This window comes from Duganella sp. AC237, assembly GCF_979254035.1.
Genome location: NZ_CEEDEW010000003.1, coordinates 5198954 through 5225426, shown reverse-complemented (window position 1 = coordinate 5225426; position 26473 = coordinate 5198954). Strand labels below are relative to the sequence as shown.

15 protein-coding genes and 1 pseudogene are annotated in these 26473 nt (G+C 66.2%); 12 read left to right on the top strand and 4 right to left on the bottom strand.

The window, feature by feature from the left end:
* The first annotated feature begins 18 nt into the window (after positions 1 to 18).
* On the top strand, positions 19 to 1032 hold the full coding sequence (locus AC0IYS_RS23145) for an inorganic phosphate transporter (protein ID WP_471707389.1): 1014 nt from the start codon (positions 19 to 21) through the stop codon (positions 1030 to 1032).
* Between the two features lie 87 nt (positions 1033 to 1119).
* Here AC0IYS_RS23145 and AC0IYS_RS23140 read toward each other — a convergent pair.
* A pseudogene (locus AC0IYS_RS23140) lies at positions 1120 to 1284 on the bottom strand (AbrB/MazE/SpoVT family DNA-binding domain-containing protein); the annotation flags it as partial.
* A gap of 777 nt (positions 1285 to 2061) precedes the next feature.
* On the opposite strand from AC0IYS_RS23140, the gene AC0IYS_RS23135 reads away from it, so the two are divergent.
* The gene (locus tag AC0IYS_RS23135) at positions 2062 to 2451 is read left to right on the top strand and encodes a hypothetical protein (protein WP_471707388.1); all 390 of its coding nucleotides are present in this window, start codon (positions 2062 to 2064) and stop codon (positions 2449 to 2451) included.
* Between the two features lie 8 nt (positions 2452 to 2459).
* On the opposite strand, the gene AC0IYS_RS23130 is transcribed toward AC0IYS_RS23135, so the two are convergent.
* The gene (locus AC0IYS_RS23130; protein ID WP_471707387.1) at positions 2460 to 3653 is read right to left on the bottom strand and encodes an MFS transporter; all 1194 of its coding nucleotides are present in this window, start codon (positions 3651 to 3653) and stop codon (positions 2460 to 2462) included.
* A 69-nt stretch (positions 3654 to 3722) separates the two neighbouring features.
* Here AC0IYS_RS23130 and AC0IYS_RS23125 point away from each other — a divergent pair, with 69 nt between their 5' ends.
* Positions 3723 to 4358, top strand: a complete 636-nt coding sequence (locus tag AC0IYS_RS23125; protein WP_471707386.1) for a TetR/AcrR family transcriptional regulator — start codon at positions 3723 to 3725, stop codon at positions 4356 to 4358.
* Positions 4359 to 4425: 67 nt separating this feature from the next.
* On the opposite strand, the gene ycaO is transcribed toward AC0IYS_RS23125, so the two are convergent.
* Complete coding sequence (ycaO, locus tag AC0IYS_RS23120) at positions 4426 to 6150, bottom strand: 30S ribosomal protein S12 methylthiotransferase accessory factor YcaO (protein ID WP_471707385.1); 1725 nt, start codon at positions 6148 to 6150, stop codon at positions 4426 to 4428.
* 156 nt (positions 6151 to 6306) lie between these two features.
* On the opposite strand from ycaO, the gene AC0IYS_RS23115 reads away from it, so the two are divergent.
* The 3 genes from AC0IYS_RS23115 (at position 6307) to AC0IYS_RS23105 (ending at position 8263) form a co-directional block, all read left to right on the top strand.
* Positions 6307 to 7173, top strand: coding sequence for a metallophosphoesterase (locus AC0IYS_RS23115; protein ID WP_471707384.1), 867 nt, complete (start codon positions 6307 to 6309; stop codon positions 7171 to 7173).
* 8 nt (positions 7174 to 7181) lie between these two features.
* Positions 7182 to 7652: a GNAT family N-acetyltransferase gene (locus AC0IYS_RS23110; RefSeq protein ID WP_471707383.1), complete on the top strand. Its 471-nt coding sequence runs from the start codon at positions 7182 to 7184 to the stop codon at positions 7650 to 7652.
* Positions 7653 to 7783: 131 nt separating this feature from the next.
* The gene (locus tag AC0IYS_RS23105; protein WP_471707382.1) at positions 7784 to 8263 is read left to right on the top strand and encodes a cyanophycin synthetase family protein; all 480 of its coding nucleotides are present in this window, start codon (positions 7784 to 7786) and stop codon (positions 8261 to 8263) included.
* A gap of 182 nt (positions 8264 to 8445) precedes the next feature.
* On the opposite strand, the gene AC0IYS_RS23100 is transcribed toward AC0IYS_RS23105, so the two are convergent.
* Positions 8446 to 9351 carry an MBL fold metallo-hydrolase gene (locus AC0IYS_RS23100; RefSeq protein ID WP_471707381.1) on the bottom strand — a complete coding sequence of 302 codons (906 nt, stop codon included), beginning with the start codon at positions 9349 to 9351 and terminating at the stop codon, positions 8446 to 8448.
* Between the two features lie 243 nt (positions 9352 to 9594).
* Between AC0IYS_RS23100 and AC0IYS_RS23095 the strand changes: the two genes are divergently transcribed.
* From AC0IYS_RS23095 to AC0IYS_RS23070, 6 genes are all read left to right on the top strand, one after another.
* On the top strand, positions 9595 to 11226 hold the full coding sequence (locus AC0IYS_RS23095; protein ID WP_471707380.1) for a GAF and HD-GYP domain-containing protein: 1632 nt from the start codon (positions 9595 to 9597) through the stop codon (positions 11224 to 11226).
* 86 nt (positions 11227 to 11312) lie between these two features.
* The gene (locus AC0IYS_RS23090; protein WP_471708924.1) at positions 11313 to 13523 is read left to right on the top strand and encodes a CHASE2 domain-containing protein; all 2211 of its coding nucleotides are present in this window, start codon (positions 11313 to 11315) and stop codon (positions 13521 to 13523) included.
* Between the two features lie 285 nt (positions 13524 to 13808).
* Positions 13809 to 19874, top strand: a complete 6066-nt coding sequence (locus AC0IYS_RS23085; RefSeq protein WP_471707379.1) for a YDG domain-containing protein — start codon at positions 13809 to 13811, stop codon at positions 19872 to 19874.
* 168 nt (positions 19875 to 20042) lie between these two features.
* Positions 20043 to 21638 (top strand): ShlB/FhaC/HecB family hemolysin secretion/activation protein, encoded by a 1596-nt coding sequence (locus tag AC0IYS_RS23080; RefSeq protein ID WP_471707378.1) that lies wholly within the window; start codon positions 20043 to 20045, stop codon positions 21636 to 21638.
* Between the two features lie 18 nt (positions 21639 to 21656).
* Complete coding sequence (locus AC0IYS_RS23075; protein ID WP_471707377.1) at positions 21657 to 25601, top strand: two-partner secretion domain-containing protein; 3945 nt, start codon at positions 21657 to 21659, stop codon at positions 25599 to 25601.
* 34 nt (positions 25602 to 25635) lie between these two features.
* The gene (locus AC0IYS_RS23070) at positions 25636 to 26451 is read left to right on the top strand and encodes a FecR family protein (RefSeq protein ID WP_471707376.1); all 816 of its coding nucleotides are present in this window, start codon (positions 25636 to 25638) and stop codon (positions 26449 to 26451) included.
* The last annotated feature ends 22 nt before the right edge of the window (positions 26452 to 26473 follow it).

Below are 26473 nucleotides of genomic sequence, written 5' to 3'. Positions count from 1 at the left end.
TTACAAAAAGATCAGTCCATGAATACCATAACAATAAGCATCTACGTGCTGGGCGTGCTGATCGCGCTGGCCTTGGTGTTTGACTTCATGAACGGCTTCCACGACGCCGCCAACGCGATCGCCACCGTCGTCTCGACCGGTGTGCTGAAGCCGCAAACGGCGGTGGCCATGGCCGCGTTCTTCAATTTCGTCGCCATTTTCGTGTTCCACCAGTTGACCGTGGCCGCAACCGTCGGCAAGGGCACCATCGACCCCAGCGTGGTCGACCAGTACGTGATCTTCGGCGCGCTGGTCGGCGCCATCGTCTGGAACATCGTCACCTGGTACTACGGCATTCCGTCGTCGTCGTCGCACGCGCTGATCGGCGGCCTGGTCGGCGCTGCCGTGGCCAAGAGCGGCACCGGCGCGCTGATCTCGGCCGGCCTGATCAAGACCGTGGCCTTCATCGTGCTCTCGCCGCTGCTCGGCTTCATCTTCGGCTCGCTGATGATGTTGCTCGTGTCGTGGGTGTTCGTGCGCTCGACGCCGCGCCGGGTCGACAAATGGTTCCGCCGCCTGCAACTGCTGTCGGCCGCCTCGTACAGCCTCGGCCACGGCGGCAACGACGCCCAAAAGACCATCGGCATCATCTGGATGCTGCTCATCGCCGCCGGCTACTCGCAGGCAGGCGACGCCGAGCCGCCGCTGTGGGTGATCGTGTCGTGCTACACGGCGATCTCGTTCGGCACCTTGTTCGGCGGCTGGCGCATCGTCAAGACCATGGGCCAGAAGATCACCAAGCTCAAACCGGTGGGCGGCTTCTGCGCCGAGACCGGCGGCGCGATCACCCTGTTCACCGCCACCGCCCTCGGCGTGCCGGTGTCGACCACGCACACCATCACCGGCGCCATCGTCGGCGTAGGTTCCGCGCAAAAGATGTCGGCGGTGCGCTGGGGCGTGGCCGGCAACATCGTCTGGGCGTGGATCTTCACCATACCGGCGTCGGCCTTCGTCGCCGCGATCGCCTGGTGGGTGGGGCAGCACATCATGTAACGCGAAGGGGAGCCGAGGCTCCCTTTTTTATTGGACGCGGGAGCGGGGCGGCTGCGCCGTCGTGGTCGACGATGAGTCGCCGCTGGCCGGACGGATGCGGAGCTCGTCGCCGACCCTTTGAATGTCGAGATCGATGTCGGCCCGGCCGTAGGCGATTTCAGGCGGGATAGGGATCGCTTGGGAATTGCCGCTTCGGAATGCTTTGGTGGTGTGGCGGCGCAATCGCCACAAGTTGGCGTCGCCACTAGGCATGGGCACGGGGTAATGGGATTGAGGAGGCAGTCCGACTTTTTCGTAAGCTTGCCGCACCCGTTCTTGTTGCTCAGCTTCCGGCAAGTCCGGCGGTAATTCAACGGTGGCTTTTTTGCCGTCTTTCGACTTCAGGACAAAGGTGTAGTCGTCCTCCGGTCGACGAGGGAAGAAATGACGAATGGCCAGCGCGAGAGTGATGGCGACCGCCATGGAACCAAGCATCCAAGAGAAAATCAGGAGCAGCCCATCGATAACCGAATCCCAGTTCATTTTTTGCCCCCTCGCGCAAAATCCACAAGAACCGCGATGCCCCAAAGTATAGCGCCGATAAGAATAGCGGTCCGTCCGCCATCGACGTTCGCAAAAAAACGATCGCCATCCGTAAGGCTTAGATACAAGCTGCTTGCCCAGGCGGAAAAACCTGGCCAAACCGTGACGTTGATCCATTGCGCGCAGTGATCTTCCCTGCGATCGAAGGATATGCGCTTGGAGGAACTCGCAGCGGTTCGATGCAATTCCCTTGCTCACGTGAGCGGCAGTAGCATGCAAGCGACGCTGCACCGACTGTCGGGCCAATAAATGCGGCGGGGGCGGGATCGCTTAAGCTGCTGCGCATGAGAAATTCAAAAATAGCCATTACCCAAGGAAATGCCCATGTGAGGATTCTGAGTTCCATGATATTTATGCGAGGGTCGAGGTGTCCAATGTAAACCTTTATCCCGGGCGATGAGTTGATCTGCATTGCGGTAAAATCGATAACTTCTTGATGGGCTAAGCATGCAAAAAGTTGATTTCGGAACGTTGACCCAGTTGGCGCAGGCGTCCGCCGCGGTAGGCATACCTTGCAGCTGCAATCAGGCATCGCTGGCGGGTTGGCAGGCGTTGCCGATGACTCTTGAATTGGACCGCTTCGAGGACCTCGGCACGTTGATGGACGATCCGTACGATGAACCGACGTTCGTCGAATTCCATCCGAACGACACGCGCTACGAAAGCGAGGATGCGCCGATCGCGCCGCGCTACTATCCTTACAACCGCTGCACGGTGTCGCGCTGCATGAATTGCGGCCGCAACTATCTTCGTTACAACGAGGCCGGCGGTTATTTCACCGAGCTGCGCATCCGCGCCTTGCAGCCGGATCTGCTGGTGGACGCTGCGCTGCCGTGAGTGCCATTTCATGCCGGGGCCAGGCGCAAGGGCAATGCCCACCGGATAACCATCGTCGTCAACAGTAGCATCGCGCCGGCACCGACGAACAGCGCGTCTGCGCCGAACTTCGCCGACACGCCGGCGACCGCCAGCGACAGTGGCGTGATGCCGGCCGATGCCAGCCCCAGCACGCTCATCACGCGGCCCAGCATGTCGCCGGGCACGCGACCTTGCAGCCAGCTTAGTACGCCGACATTGATGAAACCCGCCACCGCGCCGAGCAGGCCCGCGTCCAGGCACAGCAACCACAGCGGCATGGGCAGCGCAAGACACGCCAGCATGGCGCTAAGCATCCCGGAAGCGATGGCGACCCTCGTTTGAATACCGGCTGCGGGCGACCACCTGGCGGCCAGCCCCAAACCGGCCAATGAACCGGCCGCCGCGCTCGCCATCAGCAAGCCGAAGCCGGTGGAGCCATGGCGGTCGCCGGCCAGTACGACCAGTCCGATCTGGCTGGGTCCGATGACATAAAAATTGATGCCGGCGAAACTGATCGTCAGCGCCCGCAATCCCTTGTCTCCCCAAACGTAGCGCAGACCATCGACAATTGCCCGTCTGATGCCGACCGTTTTGCCGGTCGATGTGGCGGCCCGCCGCCCGTCTGCCAGGAGCAGGAGGACCACGATGATGTAGGCGTAGCTGGCGGCATCGACGATGAACATGGTTTTCACTCCGCATTGCGCGATCAGCAGTCCGCCGACGGCCGAACCGGCCAGCACGCATAGCTGGCTGCTCGATTGCAGCAGCGCGTTGGCGCGGTGCAGCTGTTCTGGCGCAAGCAGTTGGGCGACCAGTACGCGCAATGCGGGCGAGCTGAAAGCGTCTGCCACGCCAAAACAAGCTGCGAGCAGATACAGCATCGGCAAATCGAGTGCCTGCGCGTGCAGCAGCGCGGCGATCAGCGTGACGCACAGCGCCTGCGCGGTGTAGGCCACCGCCAGCAAGACCCGCACCGGGAAGCGGTCGCTCACCGCGCCACCGACCAACATCAGCAACGCATGCGGAATGGCCAGCGCCATCATGACCGAGCCCAGCGCCATGCTGGAACCGGTCAGTTGCAGCACCAGCCAGGGCAGCGCCAGCATGAAGGCGACGTCCCCCAATTGCGAAATGGTCGCACCGATCCAGACGTGGCGAAAAGTCGGTGGCAGGTTGTTCATGGTAATGTCTTAAAAAGTGAATGTGGGTTTACATTCGCATATTTGGCGGGATTTGTCTATCATGGCTGGATGAATCAGAACAAAGTGATCGCCGCACCCCGGCAGAAGCGCAGCCAAGCCACCCTGGACCGGCTGCTGAGCGCCACCATTCGCCTGCTGGATGAGTACGGCCTGGAGGGGGCGGTCATTCCTCGCATCGCGGAGCTCGCTGGCGTCTCACCGGCCAGCGTCTACCGCCGCTTCGCCAACAAGGACGCCTTGATGCGCGCGGCGTTACTACACGTGCTGGAAAACAGCAGGGAAGCAAACCGCTCGGGGCTTGCCAGCGCGTTGCAAGGCGCCACGCTGGCGGCAAGCGCCGAGGCGCTGATGGACTCGATGTTCAGGCAGTACAGACAACATCCACGTCTGGTGCGTGCGCTGGCGCGGTTTATCGATGCCGACGTGGACCCGCAGTTTGTTGCCACCGCGCGCGCCATCATGGCCGAGAATCTTGAGCTCAGCGTCCAATGTCTGCTGGTGCATCGCGATCAGATCCATCATGCCGCCCCCGAGCGCGCACTGCGCTTTGCGTTGCTGCACGCGATCACGTCGATTGAAGCGATCGCGTTGGAGCCGGTATCGCTGTGGCATACCGTCATGCGGGAACCGGACGAGGCGTTGGCAAAAGAATTTGCCCGCAGCTTTGTCGCTTACTTGAGTTGATCGAGATGGTTCGTTGAATTTAGCTTGGAATGTGAGGCCAGGGCCATCATATTCAGTTTAGGGCATGTCACACCGCGTCCGGCGCGAACAGCTTGTCGTAGGCGGCCAGCAGGCTTTGATGCAGGGCGCTGCCTTCGAAGTTCGGGCCCAGCGTCTCCAGGCCGAAGAAGCGTTCGGAACCGTCGAGCAGGGCCTCGGCCATCGCGAGCGTCTCGACGCCGTACAGCAGCTCCAGCGCGCGGCGGAAGTTCTCCGGCTCCTCGAGCCTGACGATGCTCTCGATGCAGCGGTACACCAGCCGGCGCGGCCTGGGCAGGTCGCCATAATGGTGGATCCAGTTGCAACCCTCTAGCACCGCTTCCTCGTCGCCCACCACCAACGCCAGCAAGGTTTTCAGCTCGCCGATGCGCAGCTGTTTCCACGGCGTGCCGGCCGGCACCGCGAGGCCGAGGATTTCCCACACCGCCCGTTCGTCGTCCAGGTTGGAGGTCTGCAGCTCAACCAGCAGGGCGGTGCATTCCTGCACGCTGAGCTCGTGCAGGCGCGCCAGCAGCGGACGCAGCGCGTTGCCGACGCTGTCGTTCTCCCACTCCAGGTCCTCGACCGGATGGATTTCGGAGAAGTCCGGCACCACGATGCGGCAGGTGTGGACGCCTTGCACGTCGAAGTCGGCCACGTAGATATCCTTCCCCTCCGCGTGCAAGGCGTCGACCAGCCACCGGTAGTCCTCCCCGGTAGTGCTGCTGAAGTTCCAGTCGACGAACGGATAGTCCGAGGTGTCGCTCAGGAAGTCCCACGCGATCACGCCGCCCGCACCGAGGAAGTGCGCCTCCAGGTTGGCGGCGGCGTCGGTCTCGTCAGGGTCGAAGCTTGGCTCCGGGTAGCCTTCGAGCGCGTCGAGCGACAGGCCCGGCGGCAGCCCGGCCAGCGCCCGTCCCAGTGCGATTTTCAGGCTCGGGTGCGCGCCGTAGCTGGTGATCACGCCCTGGTCTTTCGGATGGATCAGCGTGACGTTCATGACCGGGTATTTGCCGCCCAGCGAGGCATCCTTGACCAGCACGCCGAAACCGGCCGCGCGCAGCCCGGCGATGCCAGCCTCGATGTGGGGGAAGCGCGCGATGACGTCGTCCGGCACGTCCGGCAGGCACAGGCCCTCGCCGATCACGCGGAACTGGATGGCGCGCTCGAAGATCGCCGACAGCGCCTGCACGCGCGCCTCGTTGACGGTATTGCCGGCGGCCGTGCCGTTGCTGGCGTACAGGTTCCCGATGAGGTTGACCGGGATGTAGGCGGTGGCGCCGTCGCGCAGGCGCTGGTAGGGCAGGGCACAGATGCCGCGCCCGGCGTTGCCGGAGTTGAGGTCGACCAGCACGCCGGCGTCGATGTCGCCGTCTGGATTGTAGAGCGCGTGCAGCTCGGGGTTGAGCAGTTCGGACGGCCACGAGCCGTCGGCGCTCGGCGCGAACCATCGCTCACCCGGGTAGTGCACGAGCGCCGCCTCGCCGCGTGCGGCGCCCAGGTGGTAGCGGGTCCAGAAGTCGTGGGTGCCGAGCCGTTCGACGAACGCGCCGTAGGCGCTGGCGCGCGCGGCCAGTTCGGTCGCGCCCTTGCCGTGCGCGACCAGCAGCGGGCAGTCGTCGTCCTTGAGCTGCATCGACCAGATGCCGTGGACCTCGTGTATCGGCGTCGATTCGGTCAGCCGGAAGCGGCGCCTGGCCAGCGTGGCCTGCAAGCTGGCGATGGTGGTTTCGAGGGCGGCGTCTTTGCCCGGGATGGTGGTGTCAGTAGTCATCGTGCAATCTCTGTAGGGGAGTCGAGGCAGGCGCGATGGGGCAACCGCGCCGGCGAGGCTGAATGCATGGATGTTCCATCCCAGCTTACCACCGTCGGGGCCGCGATGTCGCAAATGCGCTATCATGCCGCCTTTTCCAAATTCACTCAGGCATCAATGACATTACTTCCGGGCAAGGCCCAGCGCGGCATGCGCCCCTCCCGGTTCCGGCAATACAGCGAGGCGCTCATGAACGCCGCCTTGCTCGGCGGACTGGTGGCGTCGTTGAGTTACCGCCTCGGCCTGCACGGCCGCCTCGGCGTGACGCGCTACAGCGTGGCGCTGCCCCCCGAACGCCGTTTGCCGCGCCCGCTCAAGATCGCCTTCGCCTCCGATTTCCATGCCGGTCCGCCCACCCACGCCGGCCTGTTCGACGCGCTGTTCAAGAGCATCGACGCCGAGCGGCCCGACCTGCTGCTGCTGGGCGGCGACTACGTCCACGGCCCGGCGCGCTACGCCCACGCGCTGTGCGAGGCGCTGGCGACGTGCCATCCGCCGCTGGGCAAGTTGGCCGTGTTCGGCAACCACGACCTGATCACCGACCACGGCCTGCTCGAACGCATGTTCGCGCGCGCCGGGGTGGAGATGCTGGTCAACCGCGCGCACGCCTTGCCGGCGCCGTTCGACGGCGTGTCGGTGTGCGGCATGGACGATCCGTGGACCGGCGCGCCCGACGGCCACGCCACGTTCGCCGGCGCCGGCCCCACGCGGGTGCTGCTGATGCACGCGCCCGACGGCCTGCTGCGCCTCGACGGCCACCGCTTCGATGTCGGTTTCGCCGGCCACACCCATGGTGGACAAATCGCCACCGGCGACGGCACGCCGCTGGTGATGCCGCGCGGGCCGCTGTCGCGTTCCTTGCATTATGGGCGTTTCCCGCTGCGCGGTAACGGCGAGCTGATCGTCAGTCGCGGCGTGGGTTGCAGCGGTATCCCGGTGCGCATCAACGCCGATCCGGAACTGGTGATCTGCACTGTGCAATAATCGTTTGCATGAACAAGCCGATCCCCCCCGTGGTGCTCACGCCGGAAGACCCCGGCGCCGCCGACGCCATGGCGTTGATGGCGGAGCTGTCGACGGTGCTCGAGGAGATCACCGGCAGCAGCGGCAAGGCCTCGTTCGACGCCGACGACGTGCGTGGCCCGATGGCGTGTTTCGTGGTCGCGCGCGACGCCGCCGGCGTGGCCCAGGGCTGCGGCGCCTTCCGGCCGCTGGAGCCGGGGGTGGCCGAGATCAAGCGCATGTACGCGCGCCGCCACAGCAGCGGCATCGGCAGCGCCGTGCTGGGCTACCTGGAGCGGGAGGCGGCCGCACTCGGCTACCAGGCGATCTGGCTCGAGACGCGCCTGGTCAACCGTCGCGCGGTCGATTTTTACACGGCGCGCGGCTACGCCCGCATCGCAAACTACGGCAAATACATCGGTAATCCGCTCGCTGTTTGCTTTGAGAAACAACTGCCGTGAAATTAACATGCAGGGCTTAGAAACACCTTATGTGTAAGTTTCGTCTTACAAGCGAAGGCTCCACGCTCCGCTTCCGCGCCGGGCTGATCGGCCTCAGAATGTGGCCTGTTTCGTCAAAGGCCAGAAAAACCATGCGTATCATCGATCAGCGTTACCTCTCCAGCGACAACCGCTATTCCACCCAGCCTTGCTTGCTCAGTATTCTCGAAGTCGACGACGCGCCGTCCACCCCGGCCGCGCTGGCGTCGCTCGACCAGCGCCTGCTGGCGATGCTGCCGGGCGTGCGCAGCCACGCCGGCCTGGTCGGCATGCGCGGCGACGACGTGCCGCAGATCGTGCGCGTGGTGCAGCAGGTGGCGTTGGAATTGCGCCGTCTGGCGCTCAACGAAGTGACGGTGGGTTTCGTCGGCGTGGTGCCGCGCATGCAGGGCCGCTACCGCCTGGTGCTGCCGTACGCGGCCAAGAACGCCGCCGCCCCGGCGCTGCGCATCGCCACGCAAATGGTCAGCGCGTTGCGCGCCGGCCGCGCCTTCAACCTGCCGGCCGCCGTGGCCCGGCTGCGCGCGCTGGCCGACCGCCGTTTGACGGCCCGCCCGGCGGTGGCGGCCTGATTTGTTGCGTGAGCGGCGGCGCACAGATGGCGGATTACGCTGCGCTAATCCGCCCTACGTGTATCCGTCGCCTAGGATACTGAACGGTAACGCACGAACCGCCGTGGAGATACGTAGGGCGGATTAGGCGGCACGCCGTAATCCGCCATCGGTGCGCCGTCGGCGAGGCGTCAATCGACCGATTACGACGCCCCGCCCAGCGCTATTTCCATCCCCTCGTAGGCCAGCACCACCTTCAGCCCGCCGAGCAGCGACGCATGGCGCGCCATCACGTCGGCGAACACCGCCTCCAGCTCATCGTCGCCGCGGGTCGGCTCGTGATGGGTGCAGTACAAGGTCCCGGCGCCGGTGCGCAGCGCCAGCGCGAACGCCGAGTCGAACGTGCCGTGTCCCCAACCCCGCTTGGCGGGATATTCCTCCCTCGTATACGAACAATCGACAATCAGCGCGTCCACGCCCCGGGCCATGGCGTCGATGGCGGCGCTGCGCTCATGCATCCAGTGCTCGTAGGACGCGTGCTCCGGGTGGCCGTCCGGATGGATATTGTAGAAAGGCTCGTGGTCGCCGGTGAAAAACAGCGACTTGCCGTTGCACTCGATGCGATATCCCAGATCGGTCACCGGATGGTTCATCACGACGTTGTTGACGGTGGCGTCGCCCACCTGGATCGCCTCGCCCACCGTCAGCGTGTGGTATTCGATGGTCGCGTCCATCTGCGTTTCGCTGACCGGGAAATAACTATTTTGCAACTGCACGCCCATCACGTGCTCGATGCCGTTGCCGGTGACCGGGTCGGTGACGCCGTGCAGCCGCACCCGGCTGTCGCGCACGAACAGCGGCGTGAAGAACGGCAGCCCGTGGATATGGTCCCAGTGGCTGTGGGTGATGAAAATGTTGGCGTGGATGGCGGCGGTTTTGTTTTGGATTAAGGATTGCGCGAGCGAGAACAGGCCCGTGCCGCCATCGATAATGATCAGCGTGTCATCATCGGTGCGCACTTCGATGCAGGTGGTGTTGCCGCCGTAGCGCGCGGTGCGCGGCCCCGGCGAGGGGATGGAGCCGCGTACGCCCCAAAATCTGAATTTCATGCTCTATCCCTAGTGATTTTTTTGTCATTTTGCCCGTGCCGGCTGATTTTTTTGCCTTGCCACCAACGGCCGATGATAGCTTTTTTTTCCCGCGCGAGGGTGTAACAGAACAAGAAACAGCGCCGGAAAGCGGCAATTTTGCCGCACTGCACATTTCTCCATGTACAACAGCTTGCGCGGCGGCTACACTCGACAGTGCGTCGATGCCAGTCACTTTCCTTAAACGGTAACAAAAAAACAATCATGCAAGAGTTGAATCCAACGCAGATTGCCCAGCGTCTCGACCAGTTGACGGAACTCAGCGTTGCGCTGGGCGGCACCCACGACACCGATGCGCTGCTGGAGCGTATCCTGATTGTCGCCAAAAGCATGACCAACGCCGACGGCGGCACCCTGTACCGGCCCAGCGCGGACAAGCGCTTTCTCGATTTCAATATTCTGTGGAACGACAGCCTTGGCATCCGCCAGGGCGGTGGCGACGGCGAGCCCGTCACCGCGCCGCCGATTGCGTTGTACGACGACGGTGGCGGAAAGAACCTGGCCTCGGTGGCGGCGTACGCGGCCCATTTCGGCGTCTCGGTCAATATCGAGGACGTCTACCAGGCGGACGTCTTCAACTTTTCCGGCATGGTCGATTTCGACCGCCAGCGCAACTACCATTCGCAATCGTTCCTGACGGTGCCGATGAGCGACCATGAGGGCGAGCTGGTCGGCGTGCTGCAACTGATCAACGCGCTCGACACCGAAACCGGCGCCATCCGCGCGTTCTCGCCCACCGACCAGCGCTTCATCGAGGCGCTGGCCGCGCAGGCGGCGGTGGCGCTGACGCACCAGCGCCTGATCCGCCAGCTCGAGGAGCTGCTCGAAGCGCTGGTCAACCTGATCAACATCGGCATCGACGAAAAATCGCCCTACACGGGGCGCCATTGCCAGTTCGTGCCGGAGCTGACGATGATGCTGGCCGAGGCCGTGCACGCCACCGAGACCGGCCCCATGGCCGGCTTCCGCATGACCGACGCCGACCGCAAGGAATTGTGGCTGGCCGGCCTGCTGCACGATTGCGGCAAGATCACCACGCCGGTGCACGTGGTCGACAAGGCCACCAAGCTCGAGACCATCAGCGACCGCATCACCACCATCGACACCCGCTTCGAGGTGCTGCTGCGCGACGCCGAGATCGCCGCGCTGAAGCAAAAGCTGGCCGCCGGCGCCGCCGATCCCGCGCGGCTGGCCGCGATCGACGCCGAGCTGGCGCGCCGCCAGGCCGTGCTGCGCGACGAGCGCGATTTCATCCGCTTCGCCAACGTCGGCGCCGAGGCCATGTCGGCCGCGCACCAGCAGCGCGTGCGCGAGATCGCCGCGCGCCGCTGGACCGGGCCGGACGGCATCGACAGCGATTTCCTCGACGCCGACGAGGTGCAGAACCTGACCATCCGCTCCGGTACCCTGACCGAGGCCGAGCGCAAGATCATCAACAACCACATCGTCGTGACGATCCGCATGCTCGAGGCGCTGCCGTGGCCCAAGCACCTCAAGAACGTGCCGGAGTACGCCGGCGGCCACCACGAGCGCATGGACGGCAAGGGCTATCCGCGCGGCCTGACCGGCGACCAGATGTCGGTGCAGGCGCGCCTGATGGCGATCGCCGACATCTTCGAGGCGCTCACGGCCAAGGACCGTCCGTATAAAAAGGGTAAGATGCTGTCGGAGTCGCTGCGCATCCTCGGCCAGTTCTCGCTCAACGGCCACATCGACCCGCACCTGTTCGACATTTTCATTCGCAGCAAGATCTACCTGGACTTCGCCCGCCGCAACATGGACGAGAAGCAGATCGACGTCATCGACGAAGCGCGGATTCCCGGCTACACGCCTTAGCCTTTTCGCCTGAAGGAGCGCCCGTGCCACTGTGGAGCCGTTGGGCCAAAACGCTGCGCAAGTACGCTCCGCGCTGGCTGCCGGGCATGCTCATCACCGCGCTTGGCGCGGTCTATGCGCTGGGCTGGTACGACAACGGCACCGTCGCCCGCCTCGACAGCCTGATCGCCGGCGAGCGCATGAAGCTGCAGGCGCCGGTGCTCGACCCGCGCATCGTCATCGTCGACATCGACGGCAAGGCGCTGACCGAATTCGGCCGCTTCCCGTGGAGCCGCGACATCCAGGCGCGGCTGGTCTCCCGGCTGACCCGCCATTACAAGGTGGGCGCGGTCGGCTACGATATCTCCTTTCCCGAGCCGGACACCAGTTCCGGCTACGGCGTGCTGGAAAAACTGTCGGCGGGGGAGCTGAAGGACGTGCCGGCGCTGCGCCAACGGCTCGAACAACTGCGCCCGGCGATGGACTACGACGGCCTGTTCGCCGCCGCGCTGCAAGGCCAGCCGGTGGTGCTCGGCTTTAACCTGTCGCCGGACCAGGTCAAGGGCGCGCTGCCGGCGCCGCTGTTTACCGAACAGGATTTGAACGGCCGCGAACTGCTGGCCTATTCGGCCGACGGCTACGAGGCCAACGTCGCGCCGCTGGCGCGCGCGGCCGCCGGCGCCGGCAGCTTCTCGGTGGTCACCGATCCGGACGGCATCGTCCGCACCGCCGGCCTGATCCAGCAGGTCGGCGCCGATTACTATCCGTCGCTGTCGCTGGCCACGGCCGCCGTGTACCTGAAGGCGCGCGCCATCAAACCCTACCTCGACCGCGCGGTCGAGCGCATGTCGCAAAGCCAGCAGGCCAGCGGCGGCTACGATTTCCTGTCGCTGTTCCTGCCGGGCGGCCAGCGCCTGATCCCGGTGGGCGAGGCGATGACGACGGTGATCCAGTTCCGCGGCGGCGGCGGGCCGCGCGGCGGCGCCTTCCGCTACGTGTCGGCGGCCGACGTGCTGGCCGGGCGCGCGCCGGCCGCTCTGCTCAAGGGCGCGGTGGTGCTGATCGGCACCACCGCGCCGGGCCTGGTCGACCTGCGGGCCACGCCCGTCAACCCCGAGTTCCCCGGCGTCGAAATCCACGCCAACATCATCAAGTCCATCCTCGACGACCAGTTCAAAGCGCGGCCGTTCTACGCCATCGTGCTGGAGGCGGGGTTGATTGTGCTGGCCGGCCTGGCGCTGACGTTCGCGCTGCCGGCGCTGGCGCCGTTGCAAGCCATCCTGCTGGGCGCTGCCGCGCTGGGCGCCAGCATCGGCCTCAACTACTACCTGTACAGCGCGCGCGACCTGCTGTTCCAGCTGGCGATGCAGCTCATCGTCATTGCCGCCATCTTTGTCTTCAACGTGGCGTGGGGCTACTTCTTCGAGGTGCGCAAGGGCAGGGCGCTGGTGTCGCGCTTCGGCGAATATGTCGCGCCCGAGCTGGTGGCCGAGATGGCCGCCAATCCCGAACAATACAATATGGACGGGGAAAGCCGCGAGCTGACGGTGCTGTTCGTCGACGTGCGCGGCTTCACCACCATCTCCGAGGGCCTGACGCCGAAGGCGCTGCGCGAATACATCAACCTGTACCTGACGGCGATGTCCGAAGACATCCGCGACAGTCATCGCGGCACGCTCGACAAATACATCGGCGACGCCGTCATGGCGTTCTGGGGCGCGCCGGTGCCCTTCGCCGACCACGCCCGCCGCGCCGTCGCCACCTCGCTGCTGATGCAGGCCAGCGCGCAGCGCCTCAACGACGATTTCATCGCGCGCGGCTGGCCGCCGCTGAAAATCGGCATCGGCCTGAACACCGGCTTGATGCACGTGGGCGACATGGGTTCCAAGATCCGCCGCGCCTATACCGTCATGGGCGACGCGGTCAATCTCGGCGCCCGGCTCGAAGGCATCACCAAGGTCTACGGCGTCGGCATCGCGGTCGGCGCGGCCACCCGCGCGGCCGCGCCGGAGTTCGCCTACCGTGAGCTGGACCTGGTGCGCGTCAAGGGCAAGCGCGAGCCGGTCGCCATTTTCGAGCCGCTGGCGCCCGCCGGCGAGCTGGACGAGGCCACCGCCGCCGGACTGGCGCGCTGGCACGAGGCGCTGGCCGCCGTGCGGGCGCAACAGTGGGATAGAGCCATGTCAATAATTTCCGAGTTGCATGATCTATACCCGGATCACCGCCTGTACTCGTTATACACTGAACGCATCGCCTATTACCAGGTCCATCCGCCGGGCGACGACTGGGACGGCGTCACAACGTTCGAGACGAAGTAGTGCTATAAATGCAATAATAATGCGCTTGCAATGATCGTCCCCGCTGAGCGTCGCGCCATGCCACAGAAAGCGAGAAATACATGCTTATTAGCAAAAAAATGCCGGCGCCAAGTCCAAACCCGACTAAACTTCTAGTAATATTTGTTTCCCGTTGGATATTTCTCGACGGGCTCCGCATGCCAGTTCGTTGTGATGTTCACCGTTCGATCCATCCATGACTTACCCGCCCACGGCGTCGTCACCGGCGCGGTGGGCTGACGACCAGCCCCGATAGAGGATGCCTTCATGACAGCAGATCTTGATTGCCAACGCCAGCGCCAACTTGTGCGCGCGGGCGCGCCGCTGCGGCGCGGGTTGCGGCGCAAGCTGCTGTCCGTCCTGGTGGCGGCCTGTTATGGCGGCGCGGCGCAGGTTCACGCCGCCCCCGTCAATCCGACCGTCGTGGCGGGCCAGGCCAGCTTCAATTTCCAGGGCAAGACGTATTCCATCACCAATACGCCCGGCGCCATCATCAACTGGCAGGGCTTCTCGCTCGGCGCCGACGAGGTGGCGCGTTTCATCCAGCAAAGCGCCGACAGCAAGGTCCTGAACCGCATCACCGGGCAGGACCCCAGCGTCATCCTGGGCTCGCTGCAATCGAATGGCAAGGTGTTCCTGATCAACCCGAACGGCGTGCTGTTCGGCGCCGGCTCGCGGGTCGACGTCAACGGCCTGGTCGCCTCGAGCCTGGCGATCTCCAACGCCGACTTCCTGGCCGGCAAAAACACCTTCGCCGGCGGCGCCAACGCGGGCAAGGTCGTCAACCAGGGCGCGATCACCACGCCGGGCGGCGGCCAGATCTTCCTGATCGCGCCGTCGGTGGAAAACAGCGGCATCATTTCGTCGCCCAACGGCGACGTGGTGCTGGCGGCCGGCCATAGCGTGCAATTGTTCGATTCGCGCGATCCCAACGTGCAGGTGGTGGTGTCGTCGCCGGCCGACCAGGCGCTCAACCTCGGCAGCATCGTCGCCCAGGGCGGGCGCGTCGGCGTTTACGGCGCGCTGGTCAACCAGCGCGGCGCCATCAACGCCGACAGCGCCGTGGTCGGCGCCAACGGCAAGATCATTCTCAAGTCCAGCCGCACCACCTTGCTCGAGGCGGGCAGCAGCACCAGCGCGCGCGGCGTGGCCGATGGCCAGTCGGGCGGCAACCTCAACACCGGCGGCGACATCGTGCTGCTGGGCGCGCAGGTCGGCCTGACCGGCAACGCCGTGGTCGACGCCAGTGGCGGCGCCGGCGGCGGCACGGTGCTGGTCGGCGGCGATTATCAGGGACGGGGCGACGGCAATACCGCAGCGCTGCCGAACGCGCAGCAAACCTATGTGGGCCGGGACAGCGTGATCAAGGCCGACGCCACCGGCCTCGGCGACGGCGGCAAGGTCATCGTCTGGAGCGACCGGGCCACGCAGGTGTACGGCGCCATTTCCGCGCGCGGCGGCGCGGCCGGCGGCAACGGCGGCTTCGTCGAAACCTCCGGCCATTATCTGGACATGCAGGGCAGGGTCGACACGCGCGCGCCGAAGGGCGCGACCGGCCGGCTGCTGCTGGACCCGAGCGACATCTACATCGCCAGCGACCTTGGCACCGCCACGGCCGCCGGCATGACGGGCGCCGTTTCGTGGAACACGCCGCCGAACAATAGCGGCGTGTTCCTGGAAACGGCGGCCGTGGCCGATTCGCTGCTGCTGACCAGTACCTTGCAGGGCGCGCTGGCGACCACCGACGTCACCGTCAGCACCGCCAACAGCGCCGGCACCGGCAGCGGCAAGATCAGCGTGCTCAGTCCCGTCACGTGGACCTCGACCCACGGCCTGACCCTGAACGCCGACGCCGGCATCGAGTTGAAGGCGTCGATCGACGGCGCCAACGCCTCCCTGCGCCTGAACGCGGGCGGCGACATCACACTCGCACAGCCGCTCTCGATTTCCGGTGACCTGACCCTGAACGCCGCCAACAATATCGTCGCGCCGCACGCCGTCTTCGTCGGTGGTACTTTCACGCTCGCGGGCGGCAAGTGGAAGCAGACCGGCGCCTTGCCCGCCTTCGCCGCCCGCGATTTCCGGCTCGACGGCGGCACGTTCGTGCGCGCAACAGGCGGCGACGGCAGCGCGGCCACGCCGTATCTGCTCGACGACATCTACGGCTTGCAGGGCGCCGGCGGCTTGCCGGCGTCGACATGGTTCAGCATCAACAAGGACATCGAGGCCGGCGGCACGGCCTACTGGAACGCGGGCCAGGGCTTCGCGCCGCTCGCCAATACCGATTATCCGTATGCCGGCACGTTCAACGGCAACGGCCACAAGATCAACGACCTGAGCATTAATCGCGCCGGGTCCAACAACGTCGGCCTGTTCTCGGTGCTGGGCGGCGGCACCATCAAAAATCTCAGCCTGGCCGATGGCAGCGTGCGCGGCGGCGTCAACGTCGGTGGCCTGGTCGGCAGCGCGGTTGCCGGCGCCGGCGGCATCATCGACAACGTCGTCTCGTCCGCCGCCGTCACCGGCGTGACCAACGTCGGCGGCGTGGTCGGCGACAACGGCGCGGCGGTCAGCAACGCCGCCGCCAGCGGCGCCATCACCGGACTGGCCGGCGCCAACGCCGCCAATATCGGCGGCCTGGCCGGCCGCAACCTCGGCGCCATCAGCGCCTCGTCGGCCAGCGGCGAGGTCAATACGACCGGCTTCGGCTACGCCGGCGGTTTGGTCGGCAGCAACGCCAACGACGGCAGCCGCGTCGGCAGCATCACCACCTCGCACGCCAGCGGCAACGTGACGTCGACCGGCGAGATCGTCGGCGGCCTGGTGGGCGACAACAACGGCGGCGTCATCGGCATCGCCTACGCCAGCGGCAATGTGCAGGGCGGGCGCAACGTCGGCGGCTTGGCCGGCCGCAACAACCTCCTCAACGGGACCGGCGGCAGCATCGCCAACGTCTACGCCAGCGGCAATGTCAGCGGCAATTTGCTGGACTATAACCTGAGCCACGCCAACATCGGCGGGCTGCTGGGCGAGCTGTTCTCCGGCACGGTCAGCAACGGCTACAGCAGCGGCGTTGTCAGCGACAGCGGGTTCTCCGGTGTCGGCGCCATGGTCGGGACTTTGGGCACGGGCAGCATGAGCAACGGCTACTTCAACGCCGATACGGCCGGCCTGCCTTATGACAGCGCCGGCATCGGGCTGACCGGCAAGCAGAACCGTCAGCAATCGAATTACGCCGGCTTCGACTTTTCCACCATCTGGCGCAATTACGACGGCCACACCGCGCCGATGCTCAAAAGTTTCCTGACTCCGAAAACGATCGCGGTCAGCGGCGGGAGCGGCGTCACCAAGACCTACGACGGCGCCTCCGCCGCGTTCGCCGGCAGCGCCACCGGCGTGGTCGCGGGCATCAACGGCACCCTGGGCTACGACGGCGCCGTCAATGTCGGCAGCTACGACCTGGGCGGCCTGTGGTCGACCCAATACGACATCACCTACACCGGCGCCAGTCCGCGCCTGGTCATCCAGCCGCGCACGGTCACGGCCACCGTCACCGGCACCAAGACCTACGACGGCGTCGCCTACATGGAGCAAGCGGCGACCTACAGCTTCGGCAACCTGGTCGGCGGCGACACCTTGGGCGTGTCCGGGCTGGTCAGCTTCAGCGACAAGAACGCCGGCAGCGGCAAGGCGATGAGCGTGGCCAATCCCACCCTCACCAACAATGACTTCGGCAACTATGTGCTGGGCGGCGCCGTCGGCGGCAGCGGCAGCATCACCAAGGCACCGCTGGCGTTGTCGGGCCTGAGCGCCGTGTCGCGCCAGTACGACGGCACCTCCGCGGCACTGGTCGTCGGCAGCGCGTCGGTGACCGGCATCAACGGCGACGATGTCGCGCTGGCCGGCGTGGCCGGCGGGACCGCGACCTTCAACAACAAGAACGTCGGCACCAATAAACCGGTCACGGTCAACACCGGCGGCCTGAGCCTGACGGGGGCCGACGCCGCCAACTATCTGCTGGTCGCGCCGTCGGACTTGAGTGCCGACATCACGCCGGCCACGCTGACGGCGTCCGGTTTTACGGCCAACAACCGCGTCTACAACCTCGACTACGACAGCGCGACGCAATCCTGGGGACGCCGCGCCACCCTCGGCAACGGCGTGCTGGGCGGCGTGATCGGCGGCGACCTGGTCGCCATCGGCGGCACCAGCGCCAGCTTCGCCAACAAGAACGTCGGGACCGGCAAGAGCGTGACGGTCCACGGCATCACCTTGAGCGGCGCCGACAGTGGCAACTACGTGGTGGGCAACCTGCCGACCGGACTGACGGCCGACATCACACCGGCCGCGCTGACGCTGACGCTGGCCCCGCGCGACTACAACAACAGCGCGGCGGGCACCTTGGCCGGCGCCACCCTGAGCGGCGTGCTGAGCACCCCCGGCGGCGCCGCCGACATCGTGTCGCCGGCGTCCAGCGGCGCCACGGCGAGCTACGCCGACAAGAACGCCGGCGCCGACAAGACGGTCATGTTGGGCGGCGCGCCCCTGTTCGGCTACGACGCCGGTAACTACATCGTGACGGCGGCCAAGGGCACCATCACGCCACGCGCGCTGGCCACCTGGACGGCGACCGGCGGCGGCTTGTGGAGCGACGCCGCCAACTGGCAGGACGGCGTGGCGCCGTCGGCCGCCAACGTGCTGTCGGCGGCGCTGAACAACGCCGGCGGCATGGTCACCTACGACATCGGCGCCGGCGCCACCACGTTGACGTCGCTGCGCGCGAACGGGCAGGGCCTGAGCCTGACCGGTGGCGCGCTGACCCTGAACGGCACCGGCGCCGACGCCTCGTACGCCAATGGCGGCGGCCTGCTGCTGGGCGGCGGCGCGCTGGTGCTCAACGGCCACATGCAGATCAGCAATCTGGCGTTGAGCGGCGGTGTGCTGTCCGGCACCGGCGGCGCCACCCAACTGGGCATCGGCACCTTGTCGCAGAGCGGCGGCGCCATCGATATCGACGGCACGCTCACGGTGGGCAACGGCGGCGATATCGCCATCGGCAACGCGCGCGCGCAGGCCGGCATCACGCTCAATGCCGCGCAGGGCGGGATTACCCAGACCGGCGCGCTGGTGACCGACAGCCTGCACGCGCTCGCGGCCAACGGCATCGCGCTGACCAACGCCGGCAATCAGGTCGGCGCCTTCGAGGCTATCGTCAACGGCAACGGCAATATCGCGCTCAACAATACGGTGTCCGGCGGCGAGCTGGCGCTGGGCACCATCAGTACCAGCGGCAACATCATCATCGACAACCACGGCGGCATCCACACCACCGGCGACATCGCCGGCACCGGCGGCCTGGTGTCGATCACCGCGCACAGCCCGATCACGGTCAACAACGAGATCAGCGCCGTCAACATCGTGCTCGACGCCAGCAGCGACATCAGGCTGGCCAATACGTCGGCGCTGAACGCGGGCGGGGCGATCGGCCTGAGCGCCGGCGACGGCATCGTGCTGGGCGGCAGGTTGAGGGTGCCCTCAAGCGGACGCATCACCGCCACGGCCGCCAGGGGCGATATCACCTCCCTGGAGGGCACCAACATCAACAGCAACGGCGCGCCGGTGACCTTGACCACCGTACAAGGTTCGATCGACGTGCCATCCCACATATTTGTCGGCCAGACGACGGCCACGCTGAATGACGGCGCCGCCGCTGCGGCGGCTGCCGCCGCCAAGGCCGCAGCCGATGCCGCCGCCAAGGCCGCAGCCGATGCCGCCGCCGCGAAGGCCGCAGCCGACGCCGCAGCCGCCAAGGCCGCAGCCGACGCCGCAGCCGCCAAGGCTGCAGCCGACGCCGCAGCCGCCAAGGCTGCAGCCGACGCCGCAGCCGCCAAGGCCGCAGCCGACGCGGCAGCCGCTAAGGCTGCAGCCGACGCCGCAGCCGCAAAGGCCGCCGCCGACGCGGCCGCCAAAGCCGCAATCGATGCCGCCGCCAAAGCGGACGCCGATGCGGCCGCCCAAGCCGCCGCCGACGCCGCGGCCAAGGCGGCAGCGGACGCCGCCGCCAAGGCAGCCGCCGAAGCGGCCGCCGTGGTGGCGGCGACCCAGGGACGTCCAGGCGAGCCGGTGGGGCAGGCGCTCAACGCCACGGTCAATGTAATCAATACGGTCGCCGCCACCCAGTCCCGGCCGGGAGGCACCGGCCGCGACACGGACCAGGCGTCGGACACCAAAAATGGCGGTACCGCGCCCGACAAGGAGCTGGCCGTCCGCAGCGGCGCCGCCGTCACGGCCGGCGAGAAGATCGACGTGGCCAAGAAAATGTATTGCAACTAATGCGGCCTGAAATCCAACACCCGCCACGGTGATTTAACAGTTGATACTTGCAAATCAGCATCATTCTCTGGCCGAACATGTTAACATCGGGGTGGTAACCCAGTCGTGGCGTGTCGAACAATTAACATTTCCTGCGACTGACAGCGACAAAAATTCAAAGAGCCAATAATGACCGATCGTTTTCCCTGCTTGCTAGCCAGCGCCCTGCTTGCCTTGACCGTGCCAACGGCCTGGGCGGAGGAGCCTGCGAGCGACAGCGCCGCCATTCGTTTCGATATTTCCCGCTTCGACGTGCAGGGCAATACGCTGCTGCCGCCGGGCCGGATCGAGCCGTTGCTGGCGCCGTTCACCGGCAAGACGCGCGATTTCGGCGATGTCCAGCGCGCGCTCGAGGCGCTGGAGGGGGCCTACCATGCGCAGGGCTACAATGTCGTCACCGTCGAGCTGCCCGAACAGGAACTGAACCGTGGCGTGGTGCGGTTGCGGGTGGTGGAGACCAAAATCGGCCGGGTCGGCGTCAAGAACAACCAGTACTTCGACGAAGCCAACATCCGCCGCAGCCTGCCGGCGCTGCAGGAAGGGCGCACGCCGAACCTGCAGGCCGTGTCGGCCAACCTCAAGCAAGGCAACGAGAATCCATCCAAGCAGGTCACGCTCAAGCTGCAGGGCGGCGAGAAGGACGATGAAGTCGACGCCATGCTGGAGGTTAAGGACCAGCCCGTCTGGAAGGCGATGGCCAACGCCGACAACACCGGCACCGCGCAGACCGGCAAGACCCATCTGGGCTTCATCCTGCAAAACGCCAACCTGTTCGGCCTCGATCATGTGGCCTCGCTGCAATACACCACCTCGGCCGAGGAGCCGGGCCGGGTCAAGGTCTACGGCGCGGGCTACCACATTCCGCTGTACGTGCTGGGCGATTCGCTGGACTTCTTCGCCAGCTATTCCAACGTCGATTCGGGCACCGTGTCGGCCGGGCTGTTCAACCTGGCCGTCAGCGGCCGGGGCGCGGTCTACGGCGCGCGCTACAACCAGTCGCTGGCCAAGCGCGGCGAGTTCGACGCGCGCCTGACCTACGGCGTCGATGTCAAGGCCTTCAAGAACAACGTCGAACTGGTGGGGCAGCAAATGGGCAACCTCGGCAATGACGTCACCGTGCACCCGCTCAGCATCGCCTACACCGGCAACCTGCCGTTGGCATCGGGCGAGATCGGCGGCCAGGTCACCTTGCTGCGCAATATCTCCGGCGGCTCCAAGGGCGGCCAGCGCGACTTTACGCTGGCGCGCATCGGCGCCAAGGCCGACTACACCGTGCTGCGCCTGGGCGGCAGCGTGACGCGGGCGCTGGCCAACGACTGGCAGCTGCGCGCCATCGCCAACGGCCAATACAGCCGCGATGCGCTGATCCCGGGCGAGCAGTTCGGCGCCGGCGGCGCCACCTCGGTGCGCGGCTTCATCGAACGCGAAATCTCCAATGATAGCGGGGTCGCGGTCAACCTGGAGGCTTACACCCCCAACCTGTGCGGCCGCCAGGCCTGGAACTGCCGCCTGCTCGGCTTCGTCGACAACGCCTACATCAAGCGCAACCATGCGCTGCCGGGCGAACTGGAAAGCACGTCCATCGGCAGCGCCGGCGTGGGCGCGCGTTTGCTGCTGTCGACCTACGTCAACCTGCAACTCGATTATGGCCACGTGCTGCGCGCCGGCGCCACCGGCCGCGCCGACGCCAACCGCTTGCACCTGCGTTTGGGTCTTGCTTACTGAACGCCCCGAGAGACCACAATGAACAGTTACCGCACCCGCTCCAGCCGCCGTATCAGCCGCCAGCCGTCGTCCGCGAAACTGCGCCGCAAGGCGCTGGCCGTGCTGGTGGCGTCCGCCTTCGGCACGGCGCTGGCCAATCCCGTCGCGCCGACCGTGGTGCACGGCGCGGCGAGCTTCAATCAGCAGGGCAACCTGTACTCGATCACCAACACGCCCAACACCATCATCGACTGGCGCAGTTTTTCGGTGAACGCGGGCGAGGTCACGCGTTTCATCCAGCAAAGTGCCGACAGCAAGGTCCTGAACCGCATCACCGGCCAGGACCCTAGCCGTATCCTGGGCTCGCTGCAATCGAACGGCAAGGTGTTCCTGATCAATCCGAACGGCGTGCTGTTCGGCGCCGGTTCGCGGGTCGATGTCAACGGCCTGGTCGCCTCCAGCCTGGCGATCTCCAACGCCGACTTCCTGGCCGGTAAAAACACTTTCGCCGGCGGCGCCAACGCGGGCAAGGTGGTCAACCAGGGCGCGCTCACCACGCCCGGCGGCGGACAAATTTTCCTGATCGCGCCGGCGGTGGAGAACAGCGGCGTGATCTCGTCGCCCAACGGCGACGTGGTGCTGGCGGCCGGCCACAGCGTGCAATTGTTCGATTCGCGCGATCCTAACGTGCAGGTGGTGGTGTCGGCGCCGGCCGACCAGGCGCTCAACCTGGGCAGCATCGTGGCGCGGGGCGGGCGCGTCGGCGTGTACGGCGCGCTGGTCAACCAGCGCGGCACCATCAATGCCGACAGCGCCGTGCGGGGCGAACGCGGCCAGATCATCCTCAAGGCGGCCGGCACCACCATGCTGGAGGCGGGCAGCGTCACCAGCGCGGTCGGGGGCAATCTCAACACGGGCGGCGACATCCGCTTGCTGGGCGCGCGGGTCGGCCTGACCGGCAACGCCGTGGTCGACGCCGGCGGCGCGGCCGGCGGCGGCACGGTGCTGGCGGGCGGCGACTACCAGGGCAAGGGCGACGGCAACAGCGCGGCGCTGCCGAACGCGCTGCAAACCTTCGTCGGGCGGGACGTGACCATCAGCGCTGACGCCGGCGCCAGCGGCGACGGCGGCAAGGTGGTGGTGTGGAGCGACGAGGCGACCCGCATGCACGGCTCCCTGTCGGCGCGCGGCGGCGCACGGGGCGGCAATGGGGGCCTGATTGAAACCTCCGGCCATTACCTTGATGTGGCGGGCGCGCGCGTGGACGCCGGCGCCGCGGCCGGCCAGGGCGGCAAGAACGGCACCTGGCTGCTCGATCCCTTCGACATCGCCATCATCAAGGATTCCAACCTCCAGACCCCGCTGTCGGATGTGGCCTCCTTCGACCAGGCCACCAGCGGCGTGACCGAGGTCGACTCCGGCGCCTTGAGCGGCGCCACCGCCAACGTGGTGTTGCAGGCGCAGCACGACATCACGTTCGGCGCGGCCGTCCACAACGCCAACAGCGGCGTTAGCCTGACGGCGCGGGCTGGCAACGACATCCACGTCAACGCCGTGCTGGCGATGACCGGCGATATCCGGCTGACGGCCAATGACGACGGCGCCGGCACCGCTAGCGGCAGCGGCGCCGTGACGATCGCCTCGCTGGGCGGCGCCACGACGACGCTTGACAGCCGTGGCTATGCCATCTCGCTGGCCGGGCGCGCCATCAATGTCGACGGCAAGGTCGATTCCGGCGCCGCCGGCAACCTGACACTCGAGGCGGCCAACGTGGCGCTGGGAACCAATGCCACCGTCACCGGCGGCGATATCGGTATCAAGGCCAATAGCCTGGCAGTTGGCGGCGGCGCCCGCATCAGCGGCCAGGGCAGCGGGGCCCAGGTGTTGATTACGGCAGCCCGCGATGTCAACGTCGGCACCGGCGCGAATGGCAACGGCAACGGCAGCGATGCGATGGCCGTGAGCGAGGACACGCTCAAGCAAATCGACAACGCCGACGTCACCATCGCCAGCGCCAGGGCCGACGGCGTGGTCGCGGTGACCGGTTCACTCAACTTGACCGGCTCGAGCGGGTACGTCCGCAACCTGACCCTGGGGTCGGGCCGCACCGGCAACGTGCTGATCGACGCCTCCACGCGGGTCAATGGCGCGCTGACGTTGAGCGCCCTGGAGGTGAACGTTAACGCGGCGACGCGCGCCGACACGGTGGCGATCGCCGCCAACACCCTGGTTTTGGACGCCAACGTCACGGCGAACCTGGCCAGCGTGCGGCCGGCCTCCGGGGGCTATCACATCGAACTGGGTGGTGCCTCTTGCATCACTGCGACTAACTGCCTGCTGGTCCGCGATATCCACAATCTGAAGGTGCCGACCTTGGTGATCGGCAGCCAAAACGCGGAGCATGACGTGGCCGGGATTGCCGTCGCGGGCATCGGCACCAGCGGCGCGGCAGAGGCGCAGCTCAACCCCGCCACCACCAGCATCGCCCTGTTGAGCAACCGCGGCGCCATCACGCAAACCGGCGCCATCAACGTTGAGAACCTGGCTGTCGCCAACGCGGGAGACATCTCGCTGAACAACGCGGGCAACCGGGTGGTCAACCTTGCGGTCTCGCAACGGGGCGCCGGCAACGATTTTGAGTTGAAGAACAGCTTCAGCACGGCTATCGCCACGTTGCGCGGTGGTGATCTGTACAGCATCAGCGGCATCGATACCGATGGCGACGTGACGCTGGACGTCAACGGCGCCATCACCACGGCCGGCGGCATGAATGGCACGGCCATCACCGCCAACCACCTTACGATGAACGCCACGGGTGGCATCGGCTCGTCGGCCGCGCCACTGCTGACCAAGGTTTCGCAACTGTCGGCGGTCAACCGCGCCGGCGGCGGCAGCACGGCGGCGATCAACATCGCCAATGTCAACAACACGGCGCATGCGGAGGCGTTGACGGTGACGAAGGCGCAGCAGTTTTCCTTCCTCGGCGACAACAACGGCGCGATCAACATCGTTAACACCGGTGCGATGCTGATCGCCGCCGCGCCGTCGCCGCTGGAGGAGGGCTTGTATGGCGTCAGGACCAATAGCGGCGCCATTACGCTGCAAACCCATAGCCCGTTGACCATCGAGGGGACGGTACATTCCTTCTCCGGCGATATCAGCCTGGCGGCTGGCGACAGCTATGATCCGAGTAATACGATGACCTTCGGTGACGCGGCCAGTGTGATCTCGTTTGGCGGCTCGGTGACGATGACAGCGACCACTTTCGCGCTTGGCGGCAGCACGGTCCACGGCTCGAATGGCGGCTACACGCAGAATACTCATATGGCGCCGACGCCAACTCCGACACCGACGCCAACGCCAACTCCGACTCCGACACCGACACCGACTCCGACACCGACACCGACGCCGACGCCGACGCCAACTCCGACACCGACACCGACGCCAACGCCGACACCGACGCCAACGCCGACACCGACACCGACACCGACGCCGACACCGACGCCGACACCGACGCCGACGCCAACGCCGACACCGACGCCAACGCCAACGCCGACACCAACGCCAACGCCAACGCCTACGCCAACACCGACGCCGACGCCGACGCCAGAGCCGACGCCTACACCAACGCCGACGCCAACGCCAACGCCTACGCCAACACCGACGCCAGAGCCGACGCCTACACCAACGCCAACGCCAACGCCAACGCCAGTGTCGGCGGATATCTGCACCATCGCGCCAAACTCCGCGCTATGCCAGGTATTGTCGCCGCCCAGCGCGAGCGAGCCGGTCAAGCCAGTGTTGCTGGCGAGTACAGAAGTCATCAAGACGGTCACGCGCGCCGCAGCGACCCCGTCGCCAGGGCCGGACGATAAAACCGACGAACCTTTGTCGAGCGAACCGAAGTCGCAAAGCAGCAGCACCACCACCACCGAAAACACCGGAAAACAAAATGTCCCTGCCAAGAAAACCTACTGCAACTAGGCGTGTTGCAACCCAAACCCTGCTCCAGGGTCTGATGCTGCTGGTGCTCTGCGGCGTGGTCAGCGCCGGTTGGGCCGCGCAGGTGGCCGGGACCATCACCCAGCTCAGCGGCCCCTTGCTCGCCAAGAAGGCCGATGGCGCGGTGCGCGTGCTGTCGCTGCGCTCGGAAGTGGATAGCGGCGACACGCTGATGACGGAGAAAAACACCTACGCCTTGGTCAAGTTCATCGATAACAGCGAGATCACGCTCAAGCCGGGAACCACATTCAAGGTCGAGAACTTCGCCTTCGACGCCGGCAAGCCCGACGGCGACCAGGCTTCGTTCAGCCTGGTCAAAGGGGGACTGCGCTCGGTCACAGGCCTGCTGGGCAAGCGCAACAAGGAAAAATTCTCGATGAAGACGCCAAGCGCCACCATCGGCATACGCGGCACCACGTTCATCGCCGACCTGGTCGAGCCGTCGGCTGAAGAGGTGGCCGTGGCGCTGGTCGCGCGCGAGGCCTATTTGATGGCCAGCACGGCGTCGCTGGACGCGCTGGCGGCGCCGCTCAAGCCGCTGATGTTGGCGCAGGGACCGATGCCGCCGTCGCGGCCGAGTACCGCGCTGCCGCCGGGCCTGTATGTCAGTGTTATCGACGGCATGATCAATGTGAGCAATACCGGCGGCTCGCTGAATTTCAGCGCCGGCCAGTTCGGCTACACACGTAACACGGTGGTGCCGCCGGTGATGGTGCCGAACAATCCAGGAATCAGGTTCACGCCGCCATCTACCTTCACCAGCAGCACGACCACCTCCGGTCCCGGCGCCAGCGCCACCAAATCGGCGGCGGTCGACTGCGAAGTCCGGTAGGCCAGCGCGCCGCAGGAACGGG